Genomic DNA, 26,185 nt, shown 5'->3' on the forward strand with positions numbered 1-26,185 from the left:
AAAGTGGTACCGGTGAAGGGAGCGGGCACGTGCTGATGGAGAAGGTGGCGGAGATCATCGCCGAGGCCTCGGCCGAGGTGGTGGAGCCCCGGTTCCGGGCGCTGGCCGCCGGCGAGGTGATGGAGAAGGCCCCCGGTGAGGTGGTCACCATCGCCGACCGCGAGGCCGAGTTGATCATCGCGCGGCGCCTGCGCGAGCTGCTCCCCGTCCCCGTCGTCGGCGAGGAGGCCGTCGCCGCCGACCCGGCCCTCGCCCGGGCGCTGCACGCGGAACCCGCCGTCTGGCTCGTCGACCCCGTCGACGGCACCGCGAACTTCATCGCCGGCCGCCCCGAGTACGCGGTGATGGTCTCGCTGGTGCGCGACGGCCGGACGGTCGCCTCCTGGATCCGCCAGCCCGTCACCGCCACCACCTACACCGCCGAACTCGGCGCCGGCGCCTGGCGGGACGGCCACCGGCTGACCCGCACGCCCGCCGGCACCGATCCGGCCGGGTGGCACGGCTCGGTGAAGACCCGGTTCCTGGACCCGGCCCGCCGCCGCCTGATCGAGGGCAACGTCGGCGCCTTCGGCGAGGTCACCGGCGGTCGCCACGCCGCTGGCATCGAGTACCCCGACATCGCCGAGGGCGCCAGCGACTTCATCCTCTACTGGCGGACCCTCCCCTGGGACCACGCCCCCGGCTCCCTCCTGGTGACCGAGTGCGGCGGCGTCGCCGCCCGCCTCGACGGCACCCCGTACCAGCCCGATCCCCCGGGCGGCGAGGACGGCCTGCTCGTCGCCGCCGATCCGGCCACCTGGGAGCGCTGCCGCGCGACCCTGTTCGCGCACCGGTAGGCCCGGAAAATCGGGGCGCGCGCCGGGTGGGCCCGCTCCTACACTCCCGGTCATGAATTCACGGCGACCGGCCGCGCTGTTCCTCGGCGCGCTCCTCCTGACCGCGGCCTGCACCTCCACGACCGGCCACGACTCCGCCCCCGCCGGCCCGTCCGGCGCACCGGGGGCGGCCTCCGCGTCCCCCTCGGGCACGGCGGAGGCCTCGCCGAGCCCCGCGGGCGCGGTGCGCACGCTGACCTCGGCCGAGGTGCAGAACGGCTGGTGGAACTGGGCGGCGTCGATCGACAAGGAACGCAGCCCGATGCTCGACATGACCGGCGCCCGGTGCGCCGAGGGTCAGCGGGAGGGCATCTGGTACCTCGCCGGGATGACCGGCGGCGACGTCGTCCAGCGCTCGTGCACCGTCCCCGTCGGCGTTCCGGTGGTGTTCCCCGCGGTGACGATCTTCGGCGAGGCCTCCGACTGCCTGGCCTTCATGGACGCCGCCAAGGGCAGCGCCGCGCTGGACGGCACCTCGCTGACACCCGAGCCGCTCGACGCGACGCCGATCGACCTCGTCGCCGCCCCCGACAGCGCCTTCGGCAAGTCCGCCGCGCAGGCCCACCACACCTGGTCCTGCGGCCTCTGGGTGCGGCTGGACCCACTCACCCCGGGCAAGCACGAACTCACGGTCCGGGGCGAGTCCGGTTCGCCCGCCTTCGCCAGCGGGGTCGACTACCACCTGAACGCGGCCACACCGAGCCCGACCTCGGCCGCCTGACCGGGCGCGAGCTCATAAACCGGCAGGTCTACCGCCCGACCCACCGCCACGCCTCCCGGCCCGCGCGGACGACCTCGCCGAGCAGGCCGGCGACCTCCTCCGGGGTGGTGTGCGGGTTGAGCAGTGTCAGCTTCAGCCGGACCCGGCCCGGGCCCTCGCCGGGCAGCTCGGTCCGCCCGATCACCGCCCGCCCGGTGCGCAGCAGTTCACGGCGCAGTTCGGCGTTGACCCGGTCGAGCGCGGCCGGGTCGAGCGCGGCCGGGTCGGCGGGGGCCTGCGGGGCGTCCGCGTCCGCCGGTCGGTAGCGGAACAGCAGGGCGGTCAGGACGGGTTCGGCGTACAGCTCCAGGTCCGGCGCGGCCCGGACGGTGTCGGCGGCGGCCCGCGCGAGGTCGTGGCAGGCGTCGACGAGCCGGCCGAGCCCGGCGCGGCCGAGGGTGCGCAGGGTGACGGCGAGCTTGAAGGCGTCCGGCCGCCGGGTGGTGCGCAGCGAGAGGCCCAACAGGCTGGGGTAGCCGGCCCGTTCGTCGTCGGCCGGGTTGAGGTAGACGGCCCGGCGGGCGAGCGAGACGTAAGTCTCGGCGCGGCGCACCAGGAAGACGCCGGCGGCGGCGGGTTGCCAGCCGAGCTTGTGGAAGTCCAGCGAGACGGAGTCGGCCCGTTCGATGCCGCCGAGCAGGGGGGCGAGCCGGTCGGAGAGCAGGGCTCCGCCGCCGTACGCGGCGTCGACGTGCAGCCAGGCGTCGTAGCGGGCGGCGAGGTCGGCGACGGCGGGCAGCGGGTCGACGGCACCGGTGTCGGTGGTGCCGGCCGTGGCGACGACGGCGACGGGGGTGTGTCCGGCCCAACTCGCCCCGGCCAGGGCGCGTTCGAGCGCCACCGGGTCCATCCGCAGGTCGCGGTCGACGTCGACCGGGACGACGGCCCGTTCGCCGAGGCCGAGCAGGGCGGCCGCCCGCTGGACCGAGAAGTGCGCGGCCCGGGAGGCGAAGATGCGGGGCCGGACGCCGGCGGGCAGGCCGAGGAGGCCGTCGAGTTCGACGATGCCGTCGAGTTTCTGGTCGCGGGCGAGCATGAGGCCCATGAGGTTGGACTCGGTGCCGCCGGAGGTGAGGACGCCGGCGGCGTGGGCCGGGTCGTAGCCGACGAGGGCGGCGAGTTCGGCGAGCAGCGCGGTCTCCAGCGCGGTCGCCGCGGGGGCCTGGTCCCAGGAGTCCTGGGAGGGGTTGAGGGCGCTGACGGCGAGGTCGGCGGCGGCGGCCACGGCGAGCGGCGGGCAGTGCAGGTGGGCGGCGCAGTACGGGTCGGCGGGGTCGGCGGCGCCGTGGGCGAGCAGTTCGGTGAGACGGGCGAGGGCATCGGGGCCGGCGGCGGTGGCCAGCGCCTCGGTGACCCGGGCGGCGAGGTCGGCGGGGTGGCCGGTGGGCAGCGGGCCGCCGCGCCGGGTGGCGCCGGTCTCCAGCGCGTCGAGGACGGTGGCGAGCAGCGGGCCGAGCGCGGCGGGTCCGGTGACGCCGCCGGAGAGCGCGTCGAGCGGGGCGTCCGGCCCGTTCACGCCGCCCCCGCCCCCGCCGTACCCGCACCCGCCGAGCCCGCCGCCGTACCCGTACCTGCCCCCACACCGGCCGACGCCGCGGCGACGGCGTCCGCGAGCCGGTCCAGCACCGCGGCCGCCTGCTCGTCCGTCATGGTGAGCGGAGGCAGCAGCCGCAGCACGGCGTCGTGCCGTCCGCCGAGTTCGACGATCAGCCCGCGCGCCAGGCACGCCTCCCGCACCCGGACCGCGAGTTCGGGCGCGGCCGGGCGCGCCCCGCAGGCGTCCGGTTCCGCGGCCGGGTCGACGAGTTCCACGCCGATCATCAGCCCGCGCCCGCGCACCTCGCCGATCGCGGGGAGTTCCCCGGCCAGCGCGCGCAGCCGTTCGACGATCCGTCCGCCGACCTCGGACGCGCGCTCGGCCAGTCCGTTGGCGGCGACGTACCGCAGGGTGGCGGCGCCGGCGGCCATGGCCAGCGTGTTGCCGCGGAAGGTGCCGGTGTGGGCGCCGGGCCGCCAACCGTCGTACTCCTCCCGGTAGACCACGACGGCGAGCGGCAGGCTGCCGCCGATCGCCTTGGAGAGCACCATCGCGTCCGGCACGATCCCGCTGTGCTCGACCGCCCACATCGCGCCGGTGCGGCCCACGCCGGTCTGCACCTCGTCGACGATCAGCGGGATGCCGCGCTCGGCGGTGATCCGTCGCATGGCGCGCAGCCAGTCGTCGGGCGCGGGGACGACGCCGCCCTCGCCCTGGACGACCTCCAGGACCATCGCGGCGGGCGGGACGACGCCGCCGGACGGGTCGTCGAGCAGCCGCTCGACGTAGGTGGCGGACAGTTCGGCGCCCGCGTCCCCGCCGACCCCGAACGGGCAGCGGTAGCCGTACGGGTAGGGCAGCCGGACGACTTCGCCGCCGCCGGGCAGCGGCTCCTTGACGGCGACGTTGCCGGTGAGCGCGAGGGAGCCGGCGGTCATCCCGTGATAGGCGCCGGTGAAGGCGAGGGCGCCGGAGCGGCCGGTGGCGGTCTGCATCAGCTTGAGCGCGGCCTCGACGGCGTCGGTCCCGGCGGGTCCGCAGAAGTGCACGCGCGCGCCGTCGGCGAAGGCGGGCGGCAGGCTCTCGAAGAGGGCGGTGGTGAAGTCGTCCTTCTCGGCGGTCGCGAGGTCGAGCAGGTGGAGGGGGGCGCCGCTGTCGAGCGTGCGGCGGATCGCCGCCAGCACCACGGGGTGGTTGTGGCCGAGCGCGAGGGTGCCGGCGCCGGAGAGGCAGTCGAGGTAGCGGCGGCCGTCGGCGCCCTCGACGGTCATGCCGTTGGCGCGCACGGGGACGATGGGGAACGAGCGCGCGTAGGTGCGGGCGGCGGACTCGCGGAGGCGCTGGCGGCGCAGGACGGCGGTCGCCGACGCACCGGCGGCGGTGCCGACGCCGGGGGCGGGAACGGGGACGGTCGGACCGGTGGCGGGCTCAGCGGCGAGCGTCAAGGCGGACTCCCAAGGAAATTAGGTGAGCCTAACCTTACTTCGCCGACCTGCCCGGATCCGCTCGGGGCCACCGGAACCACCCGCGCGAGTGACAACCGGCCCGCCCCTTCAACGAGCGGACCCGCCGACGGTCACGGCCTCCGGCCGATGTCGGCGCGCTACCCTCACCGCATGCCGTCCTCGCCCCGGAGCACCCCGCCCGAGCCCGACACCGCCGCCGACGCCGCGCACGCGAGTCACGCCGCCGAACTCGCCCGCACCCGGGAGTTCTTCGGTGTCCGCGCCGCGGGCTGGGACGCCAAGTTCCCCGACGACGGCCCGCGCTACGCCGCCGCGGTCGCCGAACTCGCCCTGCGCCCCGGCGACTCGGTGCTCGACGCGGGTTGCGGCACCGGCCGGGCCCTGCCGCCGCTGCGCGCCGCGGTCGGCCCGACGGGTCGGGTGTTCGGCGCCGACGTCACCCCCGAGATGCTGGCCGAGGCCGCCGCCCGCCACCCCGGCAACGCCACCCTGCTGCTCGCCGACTGCGCCCGACTCCCGCTCCCCGACGCCGCGTTGGATGCCGTCTTCGCGGCCGGACTGATCTCCCACCTCCCCGACCCGGCCCTCGCCCTGCGGGAACTCGCCCGGGTCAGCCGGCCCGGCGCCCGGCTCGCGCTGTTCCACCCCGTCGGCCGCGCCGCCCTCGCCGCCCGCCACGGCCGCGCCCTCACCCCGGACGACCTGCGCGCCGAACCCAACCTCCGCCCCCTGCTCGCCGCCGCCGGCTGGCACCTCGTCTCCTACACGGACACCGACGAGCAGTACCTGGCCCGCGCCGAGCGCACGACGGACGAGTAGCACGACGCCCCCGACCGGGGTCGGCCCCGGCCAGGAGCTTCACCCAGGGCGTCGACAGCTACCAGGTCCAGGCCCCGCTCACCCGGTTCGTCGCCCACCGATCGGCCCGCCGCCACCACCGGCACCCCCGCCCCCGCCCGTCCAGCGGTAGCAGAGCTCCGGCCGGCCGACGGTCCCGTACTGGGGCTCCCGCACCGCGAGGCCGGTGTCCACCAGGTGCTCCAGGTAGCGGCGCGCGGTGATCCGCGAGACGCCCGCCGCCGTACCGGCCGCAGCCGCCGACAGGCCGGTGCGGGCCGCGCGCAGCACGCCGGCCACCGTGTCCAGCGTCGGCGCGCTCAACCCCTTGGGCAGGGCGGTGCGTTCGGGCACCCGCAGCAGCGCGAGCGCCTGGTCGACCTCGTCCTGCCCGGTGGCCGGCCCGGTCCGCGCGAGGGTGTCCCGGTAGCGGGCGTAGCGCTCCAGCCGGTCGTGCAGCGCGGCGGCGGCGAACGGCTTCAGCAGGTACTGGACGACGCCGGCGGAGACGGCCTGGCGGACCATCGCGAGGTCGCGCGCGGAGGTGACGGCGAGGATGTCGGTGGTGTGCCCGGCCGCGCGCAGGGTGCCGCAGAGCTGGAGGCCGTGCCCGTCGGGCAGGTAGAGGTCGAGCAGAAGCAGGTCGACGGGCCGCCCGGCGGCGCGGGCCCGCTCCAGGAAGCGCAGCGCCTCCGCGCAGCCGTGCACGGTGCCGACGGCCCGGAATCCCGGCTCGCGTTGCACGTAGAGGGTGTGGGCGGCGGCGGCCACCGGGTCGTCCTCGACGACCAGGACGGAGATCTCCGGCCGGTCGGGCGCGGCGTTCACGAGGTCACCGCCAGGCGCTCGCGCCGCCCCGCGCCGTCGCGCTCTGGACGGTCGAGGGGCAGCCTGACGGTGAGCACCGCGCCGCGGTCGCGGCCGACCTCGACGGTGCCGCCGTTGCGCCGGGCGGCCTGCGCGACCAGGGCCAGCCCGAGTCCGCGCCCGTGCCTGCGCACGTGCCCGAGCCCCGGCTCCCCCGGCTCGTGGCCGTCCTGTTTGGTGCTCCAGCCGCGCCGGAACACGTCGTCCACCGCGGCCGGGTCGATGCCGGCCCCGGTGTCGGCGACCCGCAGCAGCAGGTGGTCGCCGTCGATCCGGGCGGTGACGGTGACCTCGGGGGGCTCGGGGTGCTCGGCGGCGCCCGCGATCGCGGCGTCCACCGCGTTGTCGATCAGGTTGCCGAGGACGGTGATGAGGTCGCGCGCGCTCAGCCGCGGCGGCAGGACGCCGTCGTCGATCGAGCTGTCCGGGGTGAGCGTCAACTCCACGCCGCGCTCGGCGGCCTGGGCGGCCTTGCCCAGCAGCAGCGCGGCCAGCACGGGTTCGCCGACCGCGGCCACCACCCGGTCGGTGAGCCGCTGGGCGAGGGCGAGTTCGGCGGTGGCGAACTCCACCGCCTCGCGGTGGCGGCCGAGTTCGATCAGCGAGACGACGGCGTGCAGCCGGTTCGCGGCCTCGTGCGCCTGTGCGCCGAGCGCCTCGGTGAATCCGCGCACCGAGTCCAGTTCGCCGCTCAGCGCCTGGAGTTCGGTGTGGTCGCGGAGGGTGAGGACGCGGCCGAGGCCGGTGCCGATGGTGGAGGTGTTGAGCACCACCACGCGCTCGGCGGTCAGGTGCACCTCGTCCCGGACCGGATCGTTTCCGCAGACGACGGCCAGCAGCGCGGCCGGCAGGCCGAGACCGTCGACCGGGCGGCCCTCCACCGGCCCGTCCAGGCCGAGGAGTTCGCGCGCCGCGTCGTTGCAGAGCACCACCCGGTGCTCGCGGTCGAGCAGCACCAGCCCCTCGCGGACGGCGTGCAGGGTGGCCTGGTGGTACTCGTAGAGGTGGCTGAGCTCGGCCGGTCCCATGCCGTGGGTGTGCCGCCGCAGCCGGGCGTTGGCGAGGTAGGTGCCGATCCCGCCGAGGGCCAGCGCGGCCCCCGCGACCCCGACGAGCGCGAGCAGCGGACCGCGCAGCTGGGCCGAGATGGACTGCACGGTGATGCCCGCGCTGACCAGGGCGACCACCTGGTGCCGATCGTCCAGCACCGGGGTGACCACCCGCACCGACGGACCGAGCGTGCCGGTGTAGGTCTCGCTGCGGGTCTCGCCGGCGAGCGCCCAGTCGATGTGCCCGAGGAAGGTCCGCCCGATCTGCTCGGGCAGCGGGTGTGTCCAGCGGACGCCCGCGGTGTCCATCACGGTGACGAAGGAGACGCCGGTGTCGACCCGCACCTGCTCGGCGTACGGCTGGAGCACGGCCGTGGGGTCGGGCGCGGTCGCGGCGGCGCGGACGGTCGGCGAGTCGGCGACGGCGCGGGCGACGGCGGTGACCTGGCGGCGGGCCGCGTTCTCCGCGCGATCGGCGGTGAACAGGTATGCGAGCACCGCCCCGCCCGCCACCACGGCGGCGACGATGACCACCTGGACGACGAAGAGCTGCCCGGCCAGGCTGCGCACCAGTCGGCGGGGCGGGAGGAGGGTACGGGCGGACATGCCTGCCAGTGTGCACCACCGCCCCGGCCGCGCGAACGGCGCGGACCGGACCGGATCGGACCGGGCGGGACCGGGCGGCGCGGCCCGCGCGAACCGCCGTGCGCCGTCCGGGTGGTGAACTCTATGAACGCAAACGTGACCCGCGTCACTCCCGGACCCCATAGTCGGAGCGGCCCACCACCCGGGCCCCCAGGACCGCAGGCCCGCGCACCCACCCATCGACTGCTCCCCACGGACGCAGGCGAGGCCGGGCACAGGCGAAACCGGGCACAGCACGGCGAAGGAGCCGACAGATGACGATCACCGGCGCAACGGCGCGCGCGGGCGCCAGACCGAAGGACCGCACCCACGTCCTCTACCTCGCCGTGATCGCGGCGGTCGTCGCGGGCGTCGTGGTCGGCCTGGCCGCACCGGGCTTCGCGGTGGAGCTCAAGCCCATCGGCACGGGCTTCGTCAACCTCATCAAGATGATGATCAGCCCGGTCATCTTCTGCACCATCGTGCTCGGCATCGGCTCGGTCACCAAGGCCGCCAAGGTCGGCAAGGTCGGCGGACTGGCCCTCGGCTACTTCCTCACCATGTCGACCGTCGCCCTCGCCATCGGCCTGCTGGTCGGCAACCTGCTGGAGCCCGGTGACGGCCTCCACCTGACCGCCGCGCTCGCCAAGTCCGGCCACGCCCAGGCGGCCGCCGGCGGCGCGCAGTCCACCGCCGACTTCCTGCTCGGGATGATCCCGACCACGATGCTCTCCGCCCTCACCGAGGGCAAGGTGCTGCAGACCCTGCTGATCGCACTGCTGGCCGGCTTCGCCCTGCAGGCGATGGGCACGGCCGGCGCGCCCGTGCTGCGCGGCATCGAGCACGTGCAGCGGCTGGTCTTCCGGGTCATGGCGATGATCATGTGGGTCGCGCCGGTCGGCGCCTTCGGCGCGATGGCCGCCGTGGTCGGCGCCACCGGTACGGCCGCGCTGAAGAGTCTCGCCGTCATCATGATCGGCTTCTACGTGACCTGCGCGCTGTTCGTGCTCGTGGTGCTCGGCACCCTGCTGCGCCTGGTCGCGGGCGTCAACATCTTCGCCCTGCTGCGCTACCTGGGCCGCGAGTTCCTGCTGATCCTCTCCACCTCCTCCTCGGAGAGCGCGCTGCCCCGGCTGATCGCCAAGATGGAGCACCTGGGCGTCAGCCGCCCGGTGGTCGGCATCACCGTCCCGACCGGCTACAGCTTCAACCTGGACGGCACGGCGATCTACCTCACCATGGCCTCGATCTTCATCTCCGAGGCGATGGACAAGCCGATGTCGGTGGGCGAGCAGCTGTCGCTGCTGGTCTTCATGGTGATCGCCAGCAAGGGCGCGGCCGGCGTCACCGGTGCCGGCCTCGCGACCCTCGCGGCCGGCCTGCAGTCGCACAAGCCGGCGCTGGTGGACGGCGTCGGCCTGATCGTCGGCATCGACCGGTTCATGTCCGAGGCCCGGGCGATGACCAACTTCGCCGGGAACGCCGTCGCCACGGTGCTGATCGGGCAGTGGACCGGCGAGCTCGACCGCGAGCGGGTCAAGCAGGTGCTGGCGGGCGCGGTGCCGTTCGACGAGCGGACCCTGCTGGACTCGGACGCCCACGGCGCTCCGGCGGCCGGCAGCGACTCCGGGGCGGCGGTGCCGGATCAGGCGCCGGTCCCGGTGGCCGCCGCCAGCACCATGGCCGCTGCCTGAGCCGCAGCCCCTCCCGCACCACCCTCCCGCACCACCTCGACTCCCCTGGTCCGGCGCCCCGCACCACCCCCCGGAAGCGGCGCCGGACCGGGGGTTCCGCACGTGTGCGGCCCGGCCTGGCCAGGACCGGGCCGCACACGGCCTGCGCGGCCCTGCGCGGCCCTGCGCGGCCTCCTGACAGCCCCCTCAGACCTCTTCCGACCCGCTGATCGCCCAGCTCAGGCCAGTCGCCGGGTCCTCCAGCGCGAGATGCAGGTGCCGCAGCCGGTCCGCCGGGTCGTCCCAGGTGAAGCAGCGCATCCGGGCGACCAGCGCGCCGACCTCCGCCCGGTCCGCCCACTCCGGCCGCTCCGCCCCGGTCATCGCCGCCAGCACCCGCCACAGCGCCAGCCGCCCGTGGGCCGCGCCGTGGGCCCGGTCCGCGACGCCCGCCTGCACCAGGGCCGGCCAGGCGAGCGCGAACGGCAGGTACCCGCCGGTGACCAGCGGCCCCGGCGCGAGCTGCGCGGCGGCCCCCGGCGCCGGCCCTCGGACGCAGACCGTCCGCGCCCACCCGGCCAGCTCGGCGAGCGCCCGGGTGGCCCGCTGCCCGGGCAGCCGGGAACCGGGTTCGGGCAGCTCCACCGGGGCCAGGCCCTCGCGGCTGGTCGGCAGCGTCAGCAGGGCGCTGCGCGAACCGCCCTGGCGCAGGTACTCGCGGACCGGCGTGCCTTCGCCCCGCCCGACCGACTCCCAGGGCTCCAGCAGCAGCGGGACCCCCTCCGGATCCGGTTCGGCGCCCCAGGAGAGGTCCTCGCCGAGCAGCACCCGGGTCTGCGCGACCAGCCGCCGCACCGCCGGCGGACCGAGCAGCGGGGCGAGCCGGCGCCAGGTGTGCCGGGTCGCCAGCACCTCCCAGAGCGGCCCGGCGTCGTGGTCGGTCACACCGGCGGCGGTGCCGGGGCCGCCGTCCGTGTCGAACAGCCGTGCGGCCACCTCGGGCGGCGCGGCGTACGCGATCAGGTGGCCGAGCGGCGCGGTGGCGACACCGGCCCGGCTCCGCGCCGCCGCGACCGCTCCACCGCCGTCCGCCAGGTCGAGCGCGACGGCGGCGGCTCGGGCCTGCCGGTAGGCGCCCAGCAGTTCGATCCAACGGCCCTCGTCGGCCAGCGAGCGGAGCCGATGCTCCTCGTACGTGATCACGATTTGCAGCGTACGGGGCGAGACCGGGCCTGAGCTGACTTGCCGTCAGACCGGTGCGTCGGACCCGGTGGGCGCCCCCGGCGCACCACCGGGCCTCCCCGGCGCGCCGCGCGGGGAGGTGCCGCTCCGGGGCGACGGCGCCCGGGGCGCCCAGGCCCGCCCGGGCGCGGCGGCCGCCTCGCGCTCCCGTTCGAGGACGGTCCGCAGCCGTTCCAGCGCCCGGCGGCGGGTGACGGCCAGGGTGGAGCGGTGCACGCCGAGGAGGTTCGCGGCCTCCTCCAGGCTGTACCCGTCGAGGTCGACCAGCAGCAGCACCCGGGCCTGCTTCACCGTCAGGCAGCGCAGCAGCCGCACCACCTCCCAGTGCGCCTGCAACTCGGCCATCCCGCCGTCCGACGGATCGGCCCGCCCACCGCCCCGGCCGCGGACCGCCGCGACCCCGCCGACCGCCTCGGCGTCCTCCGGCACGTCGCACGGGAGCAGCCGGCGGCGGTCGCGGCGCCACTCGTCCCGCACCACGTTGACCATCGCGGTGAACGCGTAGGCGTAGGGCCGTGGATGGCCGAGGAAGCGGGCGGGCCGGCGGGCGATCCGCAGATACGCCTCGTGGACGACGTCCCCCGCGCCGAACGGATCCCCGACCAGTCGTACGGCCGCGCGCTGGAGCCGGGGCAGCAATTCCGTGAACACCCGGTCGAATTCCGCCGATTCGACGCCGGGGCGGGGGCGCGGATCCGGCCCGCCCCGACAACCTGCCGTGATTCCCATCCGGTCCCCCTCGGAAATCGGCACCCCCAAGGCCCAGTTGACGAATACCGGCCCCGCCGGGCGCACGGCTTTGTGGCGCACATCACATCATAGTTCGTCGTCCCACCGTCTGCATCCATTCGTGTGCTTTAGGTCACCGGCCGTACGTCGCAAAGGAGATCGGGAATCCCGCCCCCGCGGCCGGTCCGCCCCACGAGCGAGGAGACAACGCCATGACCGGTTGCATCGCCCGAACCTTCGCCAAGCTCGGCACGGTGGCCGTCGCCGCCCTCGGCGTGCTCGGTGCCACCGCCCTCCCGGCCACCGCCGATACGACCGACACCACCGCCACGTCGACCGAACCGACCGTCACCACCGTGCGCCCCGGCACGGCCCCCGTCGCGATCACCGCCGACTACAAGTGCACGATCACCGCCGACTACGGCTGGCGCTGGGAGGGCAACTGCCGGATCGCCTCCGGCGAGCTGCGCACCATCACCTACTGCGCCAACGGCACCTCCAGCACCGGCCTGTGGATCGGCGCCCGGCCGGAGCCGTGGGCGGTGTGGGGCAACTGCCCGAACTCCTCCTGGACCCGGATCCGCTTCGAGAGCCGCGGCTGACCGACCGACCGGGCCGCGTCCCGGCACCCGCCCGGCCCGGGGCAGGGGAACGCCCCGGGCCGGGCGGACTCCGCGCGGAGGCCGAGATGGTGGAGCGACGGTGCTTCTTGTGCCGTCCGTACGTGCGCTTCCGGCCCGGGGTGTCCAGGACGCTACCGACGGGCCGGCGCGGCATCGGCGAAGAACTCGGAATCCGCCCGCGGCACCGGGGTGCTGTGTTCGAATGGCCCGGTCGTGTGCCCCGACCGGGCCACCGGGACGGCGCATGGCATCGGGCACGCGGACGCCGTCACGGCGCGAGGGCGTCACCCGCGCGGCGTCAGCCGGACCCGCATCGGGCTCAGCACCCGGAGCGTGATGGCCTGGCCCAGCCGTACGCCGCGATCCACCGCCTCGAAGTCGAAGTCCCGCAGCAGCGCGCCCAGCGCCAGCACCGACTCCAGCATCGAGAACTGCTGGCCGATGCAGGCCCGCGGCCCGCCCCCGAACGGGTACCAGGCGTAGCGGTGCCGCTCCTTCTCGCGCTCGGGCAGGAAGCGGTCCGGGTCGAAGCGGTCCGGCTGCTCCCAGTGGTCCGGGTGCCGGTGGGTGACCCACGGCGCGAGGATGACCTGCGCGCCGGCCGGGACGACGTACCCGTCGATCACCGACTCGGCCACCGAGCTGCGCCCCATCTGCGAGGCGGCCGGGTAGAGCCGCATCGCCTCCTTCAGCACCCGGGTGAGGTACGGCAGCGCCTCCAGGTCGGCGGCGGTCGGCTCCCGCCCGGCCAGCACCGCGTCCACCTCCTCGCGCGCCCTGCGCCGCTGTTCCGGGTGCTTGGCCAGCAGGAAGAGCGCGAAGGCCAGCGAGGTCGCCGTGGTCTCGTGCCCGGCGAGCAGGAAGATCAGCACCTGGTCGCGCAGTTCGGCCGGGTCGAGCCGTTCGCCGTCCTCGCCCCGGGCCCGGGTCAGCAACTCCAGCAGGTCGTCCGGACCGGCGTGGCCGACCGCGTCCGCCGTGCCGGCCGCGCCGGATCCCTCGACGGCCTCCCCGCTCCGTCCCACCCGCGACCCCGGCCCCGCGAGCCGCCGGAGCGCCCGCTCGGCGATGATCCGGTCACACACCGCGTAGAGGTCGCGCTGCGCGGCGGCGCCCCGCCGGTTGGCGGGCGTCGGCCAGGCCCGGGGCACCCGGACCGGCGCGAAGCCGCGTTCGAGGACGAACTCGCCGAGCACCGGGAAACTGCGGTGCACCACCTCCACCGCCGCCTCCACGTCCGCCCCGAACAGGATCCGGGACACCGTGCGCAGCGCGAACCGCGACATCTCCTCCGCGACGTCCACCACGCCGCCGGGCGCCGCCCGCCACCGGTCGGCGAGCGCCGCGCACTCCAACCCGACCGCTGCCGCGTAACCGTCCACCCGGCGCCGGGTGAACAGCGGCTGGATCAACCGCCGTTGGCGCGTGTAGTCGCCGTCCTGGCTGGTCAACAGGCCGTTGCCGAGGCTGCTCCGCAGCTCCTCGTAGAAGCTGTTGTCCTTGCGGAAGTTGGCCGCCTCGCTGCCGAGGACCTGGTGGGCGCCCGTCGGGGAGAACACCGCGTAGAACTCGGCGCGCAGCCCGGGCGGCCCGGCGACGAACCGGACGACGTCGCCGTAGTCGCGCCGGGCGTCGAGGTAGGTCCGCAGCGGCCGCCGGGTCAGGTCGAACAGCGAGCCCACCAGCGGGAGTCCGGGCGGCCCGGGTATCCGGGTGATGGTGGCGGCGGTGCCGGTGGTGCTCGTGGTGGCGCCGGTCAGCGACATGCCCCTCCTCGGTCGTGCGCCTGGCCGGCCGCGCGCGCCTCGCCGGACGTCCTGCTCCTCGACGTCCTGCTCCTCGACGACTGCGCGTCTCGTCGGTCGGGTCCCTCGTGCCGCCCCAACGTAACTGACGGCGAATTGGAGCAGAAGGGGCGTACGGGTCGGTACCGACGCGTACCACCCGGCGCCCGGCGAACCGTCCCGCGCCCCCTGTCGGCCCTCTGCTGGCTGGCTCTCCAGGTCGGGAACGGGGGGCGCTTGCGTCTTCCGACAGCCGGGCCGGGCCTTGTGGCCCCCCTTGCCTGTGCGATGAGACAGACGATTATCAGCCCGCATATGCGGCACTATGATCGGCGTAACGGCCGCACCTGCGGCATGAGCCCCGCGCCCCTCCCGGCGCGCCCAGGAGGGGAAGCCACGGAATGACCATCCGCAGACTCACCGCCGCCGCGGCCGCGACCCTCGTCCTCGCCCTCGGCGCCACCGCCTGCGGCAGCGACGGCGGCGCGGACGGCAAGAGCACCGGCGGCAACAGCACCGCCCCCGGTACAGGCGCGTCCGCCGCCCCGAAGGCCTCCGGGTCGATCACCGTCTTCGCGGCCGCCTCGCTCAAGGAGACCTTCACGGACCTCGGCAAGAAGTTCGAGGCCGCCAACCCCGGCGCCAAGGTCACCTTCAACTTCGGCGGCAGCTCCGCACTCGCCACCAGCATCAACTCCGGCGCCCCGGCCGACGTCTTCGCCGCCGCCAGCCCGGCCACCATGAAGACCGTCACCGACGCGGGCGGCGCCACGGGCGAGCCGAGGACCTTCGTACGCAACACGCTCACCATCGCCGTCCCCAAGGGCAACCCCAAGCACCTCGCCGGCCTCGCCGACCTGGCCGCGCCCGGGGTGAAGGTCGCGCTCTGCGCCAAGGAGGTGCCCTGCGGCGCCGCCGCGCTGACCGCGCTCAAGGCCGCCGGCGTCAACCTCACCCCGGTCACCCTGGAGCAGGACGTCAAGGGCGCGCTCACCAAGGTCGAACTGGGCGAGGTCGACGCCTCGCTGGTGTACCGCACCGATGTGAAGGCCGATGCTGCGAAGATCGACGGCGTGGACTTCCCCGAGGCCGCCAAGGCCGTGAACGACTACCCGATCGCCGCCCTCGCCAAGGCGCCGAACAAGGGCGGCGCCGCCGCCTTCGTCGCCTACATCCAGTCGTCCGAGGCGCAGCAGGTGCTGACCGCGGCGGGCTTCCAGGCGCCGTGATCCGTCGCACCGACCGCGTCGGCGGCGTCGGACCCGGCAGCGGTTCGGGCGCGGGCGAGGGCTCAGACGCGCCCGTGCCCGCGCCCGCCGGCCGGCCGCGCCGCCGCGGTCGGCGGCGGGCGCACCGGCTCCCGGTCGCCCTACTGCTCCCCGCCCTGCTCGGCCTGGCGTTCCTCGTCCTCCCGCTGGTCGGGCTGCTGGTCCGGGCGCCCTGGACCAGCCTCTCGGAGCAGCTCACCAGCCCCCAGGTGTGGGAGGCGCTGCGGCTCTCGCTCGTCTGCGCGACGGCGGCCACGGCGGTGTCGCTGGTGCTGGGCGTGCCGCTGGCCTGGTTGCTGGCCCGGACCGACCTGCCGGGCCGGCGGCTGATCCGGGCCCTGGTCACGCTGCCGCTGGTCCTGCCGCCGGTGGTCGGCGGCGTGGCGCTGCTGCTGGTGCTCGGCCGGCGCGGCATCGTCGGCTCCTGGCTGGACTCCGCCTTCGGCCTCACCCTGCCGTTCACCACCACCGGTGTGGTGATCGCGGAGGCGTTCGTCGCGATGCCGTTCCTGGTGATCAGCGTCGAGGGCGCGCTGCGCGCCGCCGACCCGCGCTACGAGGAGGCCGCCGCGACGCTGGGTGCCTCCCGGCTGACCACCTTCCGCCGGGTCACGCTGCCGCTGATCGCCCCCGGCATCGGCGCGGGCGCCGTGCTGGCCTGGGCGCGGGCGCTCGGCGAGTTCGGCGCGACGATCACCTTCGCGGGCAACTTCCCGGGCCGCACGCAGACCATGCCGCTCGCCGTCTACCTCGCGATGGAGTCGGATCCGGAGGCGGCGATCGCGCTGTCGCTGGTGCTGCTGGTGGTGTCGATCGCGGTCCTGGCCGGCCTGCGCGAACGCTGGATGTCCACGCCGTGACGCCGCCCCCGGCCCCGGTCCCCGTCCCCCTCCCCGTTCCCGGAGCGCCCCGCCGATGACCTCCCACCCCGCCTCCGGCTCCCACGGCGTTCCCGGCGGCACCGGTCTGGACGCCCGGCTGCGGGTCGACCGGGCCGCGTTCACCCTGGACCTCGCCCTCACCGCCGCCCCCGGCGAGGTGGTCGCGCTGCTCGGCCCGAACGGCGCCGGCAAGTCCACCGCCCTGCGCGCGCTGGCCGGTCTGCTCCCGCTCGGCGCCGGCCACCTGCGGTTGGACGGCGAGGTCCTGGAGGACCCGGCCCGGCGGCTGCACACCCCCGCCGAGGAGCGCCCGGTCGGCGTGGTCTTCCAGGACTACCTGCTCTTCCCCCACCTGAGCGCCCTCGACAACGTCGCCTTCGGCCCGCGCTGCCGGGGCCGGTCCAGGCGCGAGGCGCGCGCCGAGGCGGCCGGCTGGCTGGAGCGGATGGGCCTGGCCGAACACGCCGGCGCCCGCCCGGGCCGGCTCTCCGGCGGCCAGGCCCAGCGGGTGGCACTGGCCCGGGCGCTGGCCGTCCGGCCGCGGCTGCTGCTCCTGGACGAACCGCTGGCCGCCCTGGACGCCCGTACCAGGCTCGACGTCCGGGCCCAACTGCGGCGCCACCTGGCCGAGTTCGAGGCGGTCGCGGTACTGGTGACGCACGACCCGCTGGACGCGATGGTGCTGGCCGACCGGCTGGTGGTGATCGAGGACGGGCGCGAGGTGCAGTCCGGCCTCCCGGCGGAGATCGCGCGGCGCCCGCGCACCGACTACATCGCCCGGCTGGTCGGACTGAACCTGTACCGGGGCACGGCGGACGGCCACCGGGTGACCCTCCCGGACGGCGCCGTGCTGACCACCGACGAGCACCTCGCCGGGCCGGCCTTCGTCGCCTTCCCGCCGTCCGCGGTGACCCTGCACCCCGCGCGGCCGGAGGGGAGCGCGCGCAACGTCTGGGAGCTGACGGTCGCCGGCCTGGACCTCCACGGCGACCAGGTGCGGGCCGATCTGACGGGCGCCGTCCCGATGGCCGCCGACCTCACCCCGGCGGCGGCCGCCGAACTGCGCCTGGCGCCGGGCGCGACGGTCTGGGCCGCGGTCAAGGCCGCGCAGACCCACGCCTATCCGGCCTGAGCCCCACGCCGGCCTTCGCTCGGCCGACGCCGTCGGCCTCCACGCGGTGGGCGCCCCCGGTCGCTACTCGGTGGGCGCCACGAAGCCCGACTCGTACGCGAGGATGACCGCCTGGGTCCGGTCCCGCGCGCCGAGCTTCGCCAGCACGCTGCTGACGTGCGTCTTCACCGTCTGCACGCCGAGGAAGAGCTCCCCGGCGATCTCCCCGTTGGTCAGCCCGCGCGCCACGTGGCGCAGCACCTCGGCCTCGCGGTCGGTCAGGGCGGCGCGGGCCATCGTGCCGCGCGCCGCCGCGTTGCCCTGACCGGCGGCGAGCCGGCGGATCTGGGCGGGGAAGAGCAGCGACTCGCCGGCCGCCACCAGCCGCACGGCCTGGGCGATCTCGGCGGGCCGGGTGCGCTTGAGCAGGAAGCCGGCGGCACCGGCGCGCAGGGCCTGGTAGACGTAGTCGTCGACCTCGAAGGTGGTGACGACCACGATCTTCGGCGCCCACCCGCCGGGCGCGGCCCCGTCGCGGACCAGTTCGCGGGTGGCGGCGAGGCCGTCGAGACCGGGCATCCGGACGTCCATCAGCACCACGTGCGGACGCAGTCGGCGGGCCAGCACGAGCGCCTCCGCGCCGTCGGACGCCTCCCCCACCACCCGGAGGTCGCCCTGCGCCTCCAGCACCGCCCGCAGGCCGGCCCGGACGAGTTCCTCGTCGTCGGCCAGCAGAATGTCGATCATCACGCGCCCAAGCGTAGGGGGACCCGGACGGCCAGCACCCACTCGCCGGAGTCGGGGCCCGCGGTGGCCTCGCCGCCGAGCAGCACGGCCCGTTCGCGGATGCCGCGAAGTCCCTTGCCACCGCGGCCCGGTGAGCCGCCCGGGCGGACGGGCGCGCCGCCGCCGCGCGGGTGGAGGGCGGTGGCGCAGCGCAGGTCCAGGCGGCCGTCCCGGACGGCGATCCGGACGCTGATCGGTTCGCCGGGCGCGTACTTGAGGGCGTTGGTGACGCCTTCCTGGACGATCCGGTAGCCCTCGCGGGAGAGCACGCCGGGGAGGCCGCCCGACGGGACGTCGACCCGGGCCTCGACGGGGCTGCCGGCCGCCCGCGCGGTGTCGAACAGGGCGGGCAACTGCTCGATCCCCGGCCGTTCCCGCGCGTCCTCGCCACTTCCGGTGCCCGGGCCGCCCGACTCCCCCGGGTCGCGGAGCAGCGCGAGGGTTCGTTCCAGGTCGTCCATCGCCAACCGCCCTGTCTCCTCGATGACTTCGAGCGCCTTGGCGACGAACGCCGGGTCGCCGACCGCGCGCGCGGCGCCCGCCTGAAGGACCGTCACCGTCAGGGCGTGGCCGATCGAGTCGTGCAGCTCACGCGCCAACAGGTTGCGCTCCAGCAGGCGTTCGGCGCGCAGTTCGGCGGCGGCCAACCGCTGCGCCGGAGAAGGTCCCAACAGGCGGATCGCCATGGCTAGTTGGAGCCGACCGGCCCAGACGACCAGCCAGCCGAGCCCGAACAGCAACACCGGCGCCAGCAACGGCGTCCACCCCCGCAAGCCGTCCCCGCCACCGATCCGCAACCCCAACACCACCGCGTCCGGCCCCCGGACGAGGTCGAGGACGGCGGCCGGCACCAGCATCGAGGCGCCGACGACGACCGACCCGAGGGCGACCCGGCCGATCAGCCAGGCGGCCGTCCGCCGCCGGTCGGCCCAGCCGCGGGCGGGTTCGGCGGCGATGTCCCGCTCCCGGTCGGGGGCGAGCATCAGCCGCGCCTGCATGCCCTCCGCCCGCCGCACCGCGGGCACCAGCGCGAGGAGCACCAGCAGCGCGACGTCCACCGGCACCGCCCGCACCAGCACCTCGCCGGAGGTCCGTCCCTCGATCCCGGGATAGACCATCAGCACGACACCGGCGAAGACCGGACCGAGCACCAGGTGCAGCCACCGCGCGTAGGTGGCGGCGCTCAGCAGGGGCGCGAGGATTCGGGGCATCGCGCCATCCTGCCAGGTCAGCGGGGTGCGCGGCCTCCCTCCGGGGAGGGAGGCCGGCCCCCTCCCGGGCGGGATCCGCCGGACCGCCCGGATCCGGTCCCATGGAGGCATCGCAGCACCGAAGCACTGAAGCATCGAAGTACGGGAGAGAGGGAGAACGGTCGTGATCAAGGTGGAGGGCCTCACCAAGGAGTACGGCGGGGTGCGGGTGGTGGACGGTCTCGACTTCGAGGTCCGCCCCGGGGTGGTGACCGGCTTCCTCGGGCCCAACGGCGCCGGGAAGAGCACCACCATGCGGCTTGTCCTCGGCCTCGACCGCCCGACCGCCGGCCGCACGCTGGTCGACGGCCGCCCGTACGCCGAACTGGACCGCCCGCTACGGCGGGTCGGCGCGCTGCTCGACGCCCACGCCCTGCACGGCGGCCGCACGGCGCGCGGCCACCTGCGCTGGCTGGCCGCCGCCAACGGCCTGCCGGACCGCCGCGTCGACGAGGTGCTCGACCAGGTCGGACTGACCGACGCGGCCGGCCGGCGGATCCGCGGCTTCTCGCTCGGCATGCGGCAACGCCTCGGGGTCGCCGCGGCGCTGCTCGGCGACCCGCCGGCGCTGATGCTCGACGAGCCCGTGAACGGCCTCGACCCGGAAGGCATCCGCTGGATCCGCGCCCTGCTGCGCGGACTTGCCGCCGAGGGCCGCGCGGTGCTGGTCTCCTCGCACCTGATGACGGAGATGGCGCTGACCGCCGACCACTTGGTGGTGATCGGCCGGGGCCGGCTGCTGGCGGACTCGGCGACCGCCGCCTTCATCGACCGCCACGGCCGGACCAGAATCCGGGTGCGCGCCGTCGATCCCGCCAAGTTGGCCGCGTTGATGGGCCGTTCGGGCCTCGACGCACAACCGGCGGCGGACGGCGCCTGGGAGGTCACCGGCACGGCGGCCGAGGAGATCGCCGCCCTGGCGTCCGCCGACGGGGTGGTGCTGTACGAGATCGCCGTCCAACAGGACTCCCTGGAGGAGGCGTTCATGCGGATGACCACCGACAGCGTCGAGTACCGGGCGGTGGCCGCATGAGCACCGCGACCGCGACCCCCACCGCCGAAGCCTTCAGCGCCGCACTCCGCGCCGAACGCGTCAAGTTCACCACCCTCCGCTCCCAGTGGATCGCCCCCCTGGTCGCCGTCGCCCTGACCGTGGGCATCACCGCAGCCGTCAACGCCGCCTACGGGCAGGCCGACCACTCCCTGGGCGAGGACCCGGCGGAAGGCCTCTACTACGGCCTACTGTTCGGCCATGTCGCGGTGGCCGCGCTCGGAGTCCTGCTGATCGGGCAGGAGTTCAACACCCGCATGATCGGCCTCTCGCTCACCGCCGTCCCGAGGCGCGGCCGCCTCTACGGCGCCAAGCTCGCACTCGGCGGCGGGATCGGCCTCCTGCTCGGCCTGGTCTCGACGACCGGCTCCGCCCTGGCGGTCGCCGCCACGGTCGGCCTGGACCTCGCCACCCCCGGACTCGGCCGCAGCCTCCTGGCCGCCGTGCTCTACCACCCGCTGCTGGTGGTGCTCTGCCTCGGACTGACGACGATGCTGCGCAACTTCAGCGCCGCGATCGGGCTGATCACCCCGATGGTCTTCCTCGGCACCACCGTCCTGACCGCGATCCCCGGCGTGCGCGAGCTGTGCCGGTTCCTGCCCGACCGGGCCGGCCTCTACGCGATGCGCACCCAGGCCGACCCCGCGATCCCCTACGGGCACTGGAGCGGCCTGCTGATCATGGCCCTGTGGGCGGGCGCGGCGGCATACGGCGGCCTCTACCGCCTTCGCCGCCAGGAGATGTGACGGCAGGTCATGTACGACCATCCCCCGCCTGCCATGTGCAACTCACAGGTTGCACATGGCGGCGGGAACGTGCGACCCTCAGGAATCGGATCTAGGAGGTTCACGACATGGTCGCCGACGGCATCGCGCGCGAGATCACCATCGCCGCACCGCGCGAGCGGGTCTGGGAGGTACTCACCCAACCAGAGTTCCTGGGCACCTGGTTCGGCACGGGCACCCCCGCACAGATCGACCTGCGCCCGGGCGGCCACATCACCGCGGACGATGGCACCCACGGCGTCGCCGGCGCGGCCGGAGTCGCCGGCACACTGCCGGCCCTGATCGAGCAGGTGGAGCCGCCCACCCTCCTCGCCTTCCGCTGGTCCCAGGACGCCACCGGCGAGCACCCGACCGAGGCCAACGCGACCCTGATCACCTTCACCCTGGCCACAGAACCGGGCAACCACACCCGACTGACCGTCCTGGAAAGCGGATTCGCCGCCCTCGCCCTTCCCCCTGACGAAGCCCGCACCCGCCTCGACCAAAACGGCACCGGCTGGACCCGCAAACTGACCGAACTCGCCTGCTACACCGAACGCCTGATGATCCGGAAGCGAGGGTGACGACTGACAGCTGACAGATTTCAAAATCTGTTATCTGTCATCTGAAATCTGTCAGTTGTCAACTGTCAGCCGTCAGCACGCCACCCACTCCACTGCTCCCACTCAGCCGCGCAGCGCCGGGTGACTCGCGGACGCGGTGGCGGACGGCCGAGGTACACGTCAGGTGCCGCGAAGACCGACCGCCAGGGTCAGTTCGAGGACCCGGTGCGGCGAGGCGAGATCCGGGAACAGCTCGCGCAGCTGCGACATCCGGTACCGGACTGTCTGAGGGTGGACGAACAGCGCCGCTGCCACCTCGTCCCGCCGGCCCTGGTGCAGCAGCCACTCCCGTAGCGTCTCCTCCAGCCGACGTGCGGTCGCGGCGGGCAAGGCCTGCAACGGGGCGAGGGCTCGGGCACGGAGGTCCGCGAACGCGTCCATGTCGGCGCTCAGCACCAGCTCGGGCAGATGGGCCTCGGTGTCGCGGATGTCGGCGGAGAGGGAGCGCGCGCGTACGGCCCGGGCGTACGAGGCGGACGCGCGGGTCCATGGCCGGGCCGGGCCGACCACGGCGGTGCGGTCGGTCAGCTGCCGCAAGAGGTGTGGTCGGTCGGCGTCGGGGACGAGCAGCACACCGGTGGCGTCCGGGAGGTCGTCGAGGACGAGAGTGCCCGGTTCGAGCATGCGGTAGGCCGGCCGGGCCTGGGCGGCGGGCAGCAGGACCACGGTCAGTGAAACCGGGGGCTGCCACCCGGCCCGTTGGGCGGAGGCCGACAGCACCTCCGGGCTCGCGCCGGCGAGGAGGTCGCGGGCCAGGTGTTCCAGGTGGCGCTCGTGCGCCCTGCCCTGGGCGGCCAGTTCGTCGGCATGGCCCGCGGCGCTCGCGGCGGAGAGCTCGTCGATGTAGGCGAAGGTCAGCTCGGCGAACTTGGCGACCTCGGCGGCGGGCAGACCCGCGGGTACGGCGCCCGCCGCCAGGCACCGCCAGGCCACGCGGGCGCCGACGCGGTAGGCGCTGAGCAGCGCGTCCATCGAACGGCCGTCGCGCACCTCGCCGCGGCCCAGGTCGTAGGCCGCGTCACCGGCGTCGCCACCCGTGGCGTTCCCGCTCGCGAGGTCCAGGTAGTGCCCCAGGGCGGTGCGGACGGCCCGGCGAATGGTCGCGCCCATGCGGCCCGAGAGCGCGTTGGCATAGGGCGGGACTTCGTCGATGATCGCCTGGACGACCTCGTCGGCGGTGGCCGCCAGCGCGGCCCGAAGCGCGGTGACCGTCGTCTCGTCCAGGACCGGTTCGCCGGCCCTCCGGATTGCATGGCTCACGTTTTTGTTCCCTACGAACAATTCAGCCGACCAGATTCACGTCCTATGGTCAGGACTTTACGCCCTGAGGCGCAGCAAGCTGGAGTCATGACGAGTGCAGCCCTCCGCAGCAGGGCGTGGAAACTGCTGGAGATGGTCACGACGCCCCTGCTGCCGTCGGACTACCTCGACCTGGTCAGCCCGCTGCGTGCGGGCGCCGACCTGCGCGGGCGCATCGAGGCCGTGCACCCCGAGACGGGTGACGCCGCGACCGTCGTGATCAGGCCGGGACGGGGCTGGCGCGGCCACACGGCCGGTCAGTACGTGCGGATCGGGGTCGACGTCGACGGGAGGCGCCTGTGGCGTGCCTACTCCATCACCTCACCGACGGACCGCCGGGACGGCCGGATCACGATCACCGTGAAGGCGATCCCGGACGGCAAGGTCAGCAACCACCTCGTCCGCAGGGCGACGCCGGGCACGCTGGTCCAGCTCGACCAGCCGACCGGTGACTTCGTGCTGCCGCCGGCCAAGCCCGCCAAGGTGCTCTACCTGACGGCCGGCAGCGGCATCACGCCCGTGATGGGCATGCTGCGGGACACCGAGGTCGAGGACGTCGTGATGGTCCACTGCGCACCGCAGCCGCAGGACGTGATCTTCCGCGACGAACTGCACGGCCTGGTCGCGGACCGGAAGCTGCGCCTCACCGAGGTGCACACCGTCACCGACGGCAGGCTCGACATCGCCCGTCTCGGCGAACTCGTGCCCGACTGGGCCGAGCGCGAGACCTGGGCCTGCGGGCCCGCGGGCCTGCTCGACGCCGCAGAGGAGCACTGGACCGAGCACGGCGTCCGCGAGCGCCTGCACACCGAACGGTTCCGCCCCAGCGTTGTCGTCGTCGGCGACGGCGGCGAGGTCACGTTCAGCGCCACCGGCAGGACCGTCGACGCGGACGGCGCCACGCCGTTGCTGGACATCGGCGAGGAGGCCGGCGTGCTCATGCCCTCCGGGTGCCGTATGGGCGTCTGCTTCGGCTGCGTCACACCGCTCAAGGCGGGCGCCGTCCGCGACCTGCGCACCGGCGAGATCACCGAGGCCGAGCCGGGCGTCCTCATCCAGACCTGCGTGTCCGCCGCGGCGGGCCCCTGCGACATCGAACGGTAGACGCACTTGACCGCCATCGACCCCACCGCCCACCTGACCGCGGAGCAGATCGAGGAGCTCGGCCGCGAGCTGGACGCGATCCGTGACGAGGTGCTCGCCGACCGCGGCGAGAAGGACGCCGCCTACATCCGCAAGGTCATCTCGGCGCAGCGCAAGCTCGAACTGGCCAGCAGGGGCGTGCTGCTGTTCTCGATCTTCCCGCCCGCGTGGCTGCTCGGCACCGCCGGCCTGTCCGTGGCGAAGATCATGGACAACATGGAGATCGGCCACAACGTCCTGCACGGCCAGTGGGACTGGATGCGGGACCCGAAGATCCACTCCACCACCTGGGAGTGGGACCACGTCTCCCCGTCCGACCAGTGGAAGCACTCGCACAACGAGCTGCACCACACGTACACCAACGTGATCGGCAAGGACAACGACCTCGGCTACGGCATCATGCGCGTCGACGAGGACCAGAGGTGGCACCCGTTCCACCTCGGTCAGCCGCTGTGGAACTTCATCAACGCCTGCTTCTTCGAGTACGGCATCGCGGCGTACGACCTGGAACTCGGCAAGAACCTGCACAAGCGCCGCCGCAAGGACCCGGAGTTCCGCGCCCGGGTCAGGGCCGTGGGCCGCAAGATCCGCAAGCAGGTACTCAAGGACTACGTGATCCACCCGCTGCTGTCGGGCCCGTCGTTCCTCACCACGCTCGCCGCCACGTTCACCGCGAACCTGGTCCGCAACATCTGGACCCACTCGGTGATCATGTGCGGGCACTTCCCCGAGGGCGTACAGGTCTTCGAACGCCGGTCGATCAAGGGCGAGACGCGCGGCCAGTGGTACCTGCGCCAGATGATGGGCTCGGCGAACATCAGCGGCAGCAGGGCCATGCACTTCATGACCGGCAACCTGTCCCACCAGATCGAGCACCACCTGTTCCCGGACCTGCCCAGCAACCGGTACGCCGAGGTCGCGGTGAAGGTGCGCGCGCTGTTCGAGAAGTACGAGCTGGAGTACGTCACCGGGCCGCTGCCCAAGCAGGTGTTCTCCGCGTGGCACAAGGTCTTCCGACTCTCGCTGCCGAACAGGAAGCCCAGGGTCAGGACGCCGGACCGCGAGCAGGAGCTCGTCGCGGCCTGATCCCCGGTACGCGGGCAGCGGCGCCCCCGGTTCGGCGCCTCAGTGGGCGCCGAACCGGCGGCCGGCCGTGCCCGGCCGGTTCCCGCTCAGCCGCGCAGCGCCGGGTGGTCCGCCACGACGGTGCAGCTCCCGGGGGCGATCTCCCCGTGCCGGGGTCATGCACTCCTCTAGGGCGCGCGGTCAGCACGCCCCGATCCGCGAGGTGCAACACCATCGACGATCGGTAGCACTGCCTTGTCTTCGGATCCAGAAGTGCGCGGGAGATGCTGCGCGTCTCAACCGGTCAGGTCCCCGACCACTGGTCCATGAGCGCGGCCATCCGCCCCGTGTGCTCGGCGACCGCAGTTTGGAGAGAGGGGAAGTCACGTGCCGGGAAGCAGGCTTCTACCAGGCCGTAATACGGCGCGGTCATGGAGAGCTTTGAGACGAGGTGCTCCGCGGGCGTGTAGTGGATCAAGGTGTTGCGGAAATGCCGCGCCTCGCCGCTGCGGATCTCGGCGCTCACGGGGTGGTCAAGCATGGCAGCGAGCAGCGAGCGGGATGCCATCCCCAGCTCCTTCTCGTACTGGTTCCTGAGCTTCTCCAGGCTGGACAGCACGTGGTAGAGCGTAATGTACCTGAGCTTGAACACTGTCTCGGCGGAGGCCGGACTTTCGTCGTCCCGCAACATGACGTCAAGGACGTTGAGGAAGCACTGGAAGGCGGTTAGGGACGCCTTCATCTTCTCCGGCAAGCCAGGACCGAAAATCTGGTTGAAGTGGCGCTCGGACCGGCGATCCCGGGTCTCGAAGGCATCAAGGTTGGGCCTTCCCCCTGATGTGAGGACACCGGACACTGGATCTTGATGGTCCAGGAGA

General features: G+C 74.4%; 24 protein-coding genes. 13 read left to right on the forward strand and 11 right to left on the reverse strand.

Features of this window, described 5'->3' with window-relative positions:
• Positions 1–35 precede the first annotated feature (35 nt).
• Positions 36–836, forward strand: a complete 801-nt coding sequence (locus ACFP3U_RS10410; protein ID WP_380225075.1) for an inositol monophosphatase family protein — start codon at positions 36–38, stop codon at positions 834–836.
• A 52-nt stretch (positions 837–888) separates the two neighbouring features.
• Positions 889–1,596 carry a signal protein gene (locus tag ACFP3U_RS10415; protein ID WP_380225047.1) on the forward strand — a complete coding sequence of 236 codons (708 nt, stop codon included), beginning with the start codon at positions 889–891 and terminating at the stop codon, positions 1,594–1,596.
• A 28-nt stretch (positions 1,597–1,624) separates the two neighbouring features.
• Here the strand turns inward: ACFP3U_RS10415 and ACFP3U_RS10420 are convergent, their stop codons facing one another.
• Both ACFP3U_RS10420 and ACFP3U_RS10425 read right to left on the reverse strand, forming a co-directional pair.
• The gene (locus ACFP3U_RS10420; protein WP_380225048.1) at positions 1,625–3,151 is read right to left on the reverse strand and encodes a pyridoxal phosphate-dependent decarboxylase family protein; all 1,527 of its coding nucleotides are present in this window, start codon (positions 3,149–3,151) and stop codon (positions 1,625–1,627) included.
• Complete coding sequence (locus ACFP3U_RS10425; RefSeq protein WP_380225049.1) at positions 3,148–4,617, reverse strand: diaminobutyrate--2-oxoglutarate transaminase family protein; 1,470 nt, start codon at positions 4,615–4,617, stop codon at positions 3,148–3,150. The genes ACFP3U_RS10420 and ACFP3U_RS10425 overlap by 4 nt, the downstream gene beginning before the upstream one ends.
• A gap of 171 nt (positions 4,618–4,788) precedes the next feature.
• Between ACFP3U_RS10425 and ACFP3U_RS10430 the strand changes: the two genes are divergently transcribed.
• Entirely contained in the window at positions 4,789–5,457 is a 669-nt protein-coding gene (locus ACFP3U_RS10430; RefSeq protein ID WP_380225050.1) for a class I SAM-dependent methyltransferase, read from the forward strand.
• 78 nt (positions 5,458–5,535) lie between these two features.
• Here the strand turns inward: ACFP3U_RS10430 and ACFP3U_RS10435 are convergent, their stop codons facing one another.
• Together ACFP3U_RS10435 and ACFP3U_RS10440 are read right to left on the reverse strand one after the other, a co-directional pair.
• The gene (locus ACFP3U_RS10435) at positions 5,536–6,303 is read right to left on the reverse strand and encodes a response regulator (RefSeq protein WP_380225051.1); all 768 of its coding nucleotides are present in this window, start codon (positions 6,301–6,303) and stop codon (positions 5,536–5,538) included.
• The gene (locus tag ACFP3U_RS10440; protein WP_380225052.1) at positions 6,300–7,997 is read right to left on the reverse strand and encodes a sensor histidine kinase; all 1,698 of its coding nucleotides are present in this window, start codon (positions 7,995–7,997) and stop codon (positions 6,300–6,302) included. The genes ACFP3U_RS10435 and ACFP3U_RS10440 overlap by 4 nt, the downstream gene beginning before the upstream one ends.
• A 293-nt stretch (positions 7,998–8,290) precedes the next feature.
• On the opposite strand from ACFP3U_RS10440, the gene ACFP3U_RS10445 reads away from it, so the two are divergent.
• Positions 8,291–9,709 (forward strand): cation:dicarboxylate symporter family transporter, encoded by a 1,419-nt coding sequence (locus tag ACFP3U_RS10445; RefSeq protein ID WP_380225053.1) that lies wholly within the window; start codon positions 8,291–8,293, stop codon positions 9,707–9,709.
• Positions 9,710–9,895: 186 nt separating this feature from the next.
• Here the strand turns inward: ACFP3U_RS10445 and ACFP3U_RS10450 are convergent, their stop codons facing one another.
• Both ACFP3U_RS10450 and ACFP3U_RS10455 read right to left on the reverse strand, forming a co-directional pair.
• The gene (locus tag ACFP3U_RS10450; RefSeq protein ID WP_380225054.1) at positions 9,896–10,891 is read right to left on the reverse strand and encodes a hypothetical protein; all 996 of its coding nucleotides are present in this window, start codon (positions 10,889–10,891) and stop codon (positions 9,896–9,898) included.
• A 45-nt stretch (positions 10,892–10,936) separates the two neighbouring features.
• Entirely contained in the window at positions 10,937–11,581 is a 645-nt protein-coding gene (locus ACFP3U_RS10455; protein WP_380225055.1) for an RNA polymerase sigma factor, read from the reverse strand.
• A gap of 290 nt (positions 11,582–11,871) precedes the next feature.
• On the opposite strand from ACFP3U_RS10455, the gene ACFP3U_RS10460 reads away from it, so the two are divergent.
• Entirely contained in the window at positions 11,872–12,261 is a 390-nt protein-coding gene (locus ACFP3U_RS10460; protein WP_380225056.1) for a hypothetical protein, read from the forward strand.
• 305 nt (positions 12,262–12,566) lie between these two features.
• Here the strand turns inward: ACFP3U_RS10460 and ACFP3U_RS10465 are convergent, their stop codons facing one another.
• Positions 12,567–14,048, reverse strand: coding sequence for a cytochrome P450 (locus tag ACFP3U_RS10465; RefSeq protein WP_380225057.1), 1,482 nt, complete (start codon positions 14,046–14,048; stop codon positions 12,567–12,569).
• Positions 14,049–14,467: 419 nt separating this feature from the next.
• Between ACFP3U_RS10465 and modA the strand changes: the two genes are divergently transcribed.
• From modA to ACFP3U_RS10480, 3 genes are all read left to right on the forward strand, one after another.
• On the forward strand, positions 14,468–15,295 hold the full coding sequence (gene modA / locus ACFP3U_RS10470; RefSeq protein WP_380225058.1) for a molybdate ABC transporter substrate-binding protein: 828 nt from the start codon (positions 14,468–14,470) through the stop codon (positions 15,293–15,295).
• 74 nt (positions 15,296–15,369) lie between these two features.
• Complete coding sequence (locus tag ACFP3U_RS10475) at positions 15,370–16,194, forward strand: ABC transporter permease (protein WP_380225076.1); 825 nt, start codon at positions 15,370–15,372, stop codon at positions 16,192–16,194.
• A gap of 55 nt (positions 16,195–16,249) precedes the next feature.
• Complete coding sequence (locus ACFP3U_RS10480) at positions 16,250–17,347, forward strand: ABC transporter ATP-binding protein (protein ID WP_380225059.1); 1,098 nt, start codon at positions 16,250–16,252, stop codon at positions 17,345–17,347.
• A 63-nt stretch (positions 17,348–17,410) separates the two neighbouring features.
• Here the strand turns inward: ACFP3U_RS10480 and ACFP3U_RS10485 are convergent, their stop codons facing one another.
• Together ACFP3U_RS10485 and ACFP3U_RS10490 are read right to left on the reverse strand one after the other, a co-directional pair.
• Entirely contained in the window at positions 17,411–18,073 is a 663-nt protein-coding gene (locus ACFP3U_RS10485) for a response regulator transcription factor (protein ID WP_380225077.1), read from the reverse strand.
• Positions 18,073–19,323, reverse strand: a complete 1,251-nt coding sequence (locus ACFP3U_RS10490; protein ID WP_380225060.1) for a sensor histidine kinase — start codon at positions 19,321–19,323, stop codon at positions 18,073–18,075. The genes ACFP3U_RS10485 and ACFP3U_RS10490 overlap by 1 nt, the downstream gene beginning before the upstream one ends.
• A 163-nt stretch (positions 19,324–19,486) precedes the next feature.
• On the opposite strand from ACFP3U_RS10490, the gene ACFP3U_RS10495 reads away from it, so the two are divergent.
• The 3 genes from ACFP3U_RS10495 (at position 19,487) to ACFP3U_RS10505 (ending at position 21,761) form a co-directional block, all read left to right on the forward strand.
• Positions 19,487–20,395, forward strand: a complete 909-nt coding sequence (locus tag ACFP3U_RS10495) for an ABC transporter ATP-binding protein (protein WP_380225061.1) — start codon at positions 19,487–19,489, stop codon at positions 20,393–20,395.
• Positions 20,392–21,159 (forward strand): hypothetical protein, encoded by a 768-nt coding sequence (locus ACFP3U_RS10500; protein WP_380225062.1) that lies wholly within the window; start codon positions 20,392–20,394, stop codon positions 21,157–21,159. The genes ACFP3U_RS10495 and ACFP3U_RS10500 overlap by 4 nt, the downstream gene beginning before the upstream one ends.
• Positions 21,160–21,266: 107 nt before the next feature.
• Complete coding sequence (locus ACFP3U_RS10505) at positions 21,267–21,761, forward strand: SRPBCC domain-containing protein (RefSeq protein ID WP_380225063.1); 495 nt, start codon at positions 21,267–21,269, stop codon at positions 21,759–21,761.
• A gap of 159 nt (positions 21,762–21,920) precedes the next feature.
• Here ACFP3U_RS10505 and ACFP3U_RS10510 read toward each other — a convergent pair whose 3' ends face one another.
• Entirely contained in the window at positions 21,921–23,060 is a 1,140-nt protein-coding gene (locus ACFP3U_RS10510) for a PucR family transcriptional regulator (protein ID WP_380225064.1), read from the reverse strand.
• An 87-nt stretch (positions 23,061–23,147) separates the two neighbouring features.
• Between ACFP3U_RS10510 and ACFP3U_RS10515 the strand changes: the two genes are divergently transcribed.
• Both ACFP3U_RS10515 and ACFP3U_RS10520 read left to right on the forward strand, forming a co-directional pair.
• Positions 23,148–24,203, forward strand: a complete 1,056-nt coding sequence (locus ACFP3U_RS10515) for a ferredoxin reductase (RefSeq protein ID WP_380225065.1) — start codon at positions 23,148–23,150, stop codon at positions 24,201–24,203.
• A 6-nt stretch (positions 24,204–24,209) separates the two neighbouring features.
• Entirely contained in the window at positions 24,210–25,328 is a 1,119-nt protein-coding gene (locus tag ACFP3U_RS10520) for a fatty acid desaturase family protein (RefSeq protein ID WP_380225067.1), read from the forward strand.
• Between the two features lie 283 nt (positions 25,329–25,611).
• Here ACFP3U_RS10520 and ACFP3U_RS10525 read toward each other — a convergent pair.
• Positions 25,612–26,185, reverse strand: a 574-nt coding sequence (locus ACFP3U_RS10525; protein ID WP_380225068.1) for a hypothetical protein, incomplete at its 5' end; no start/stop codon positions are given.

Origin of the sequence: Kitasatospora misakiensis, assembly GCF_042656005.1 — a bacterium.
Classification (GTDB): domain Bacteria; phylum Actinomycetota; class Actinomycetes; order Streptomycetales; family Streptomycetaceae; genus Kitasatospora; species Kitasatospora misakiensis.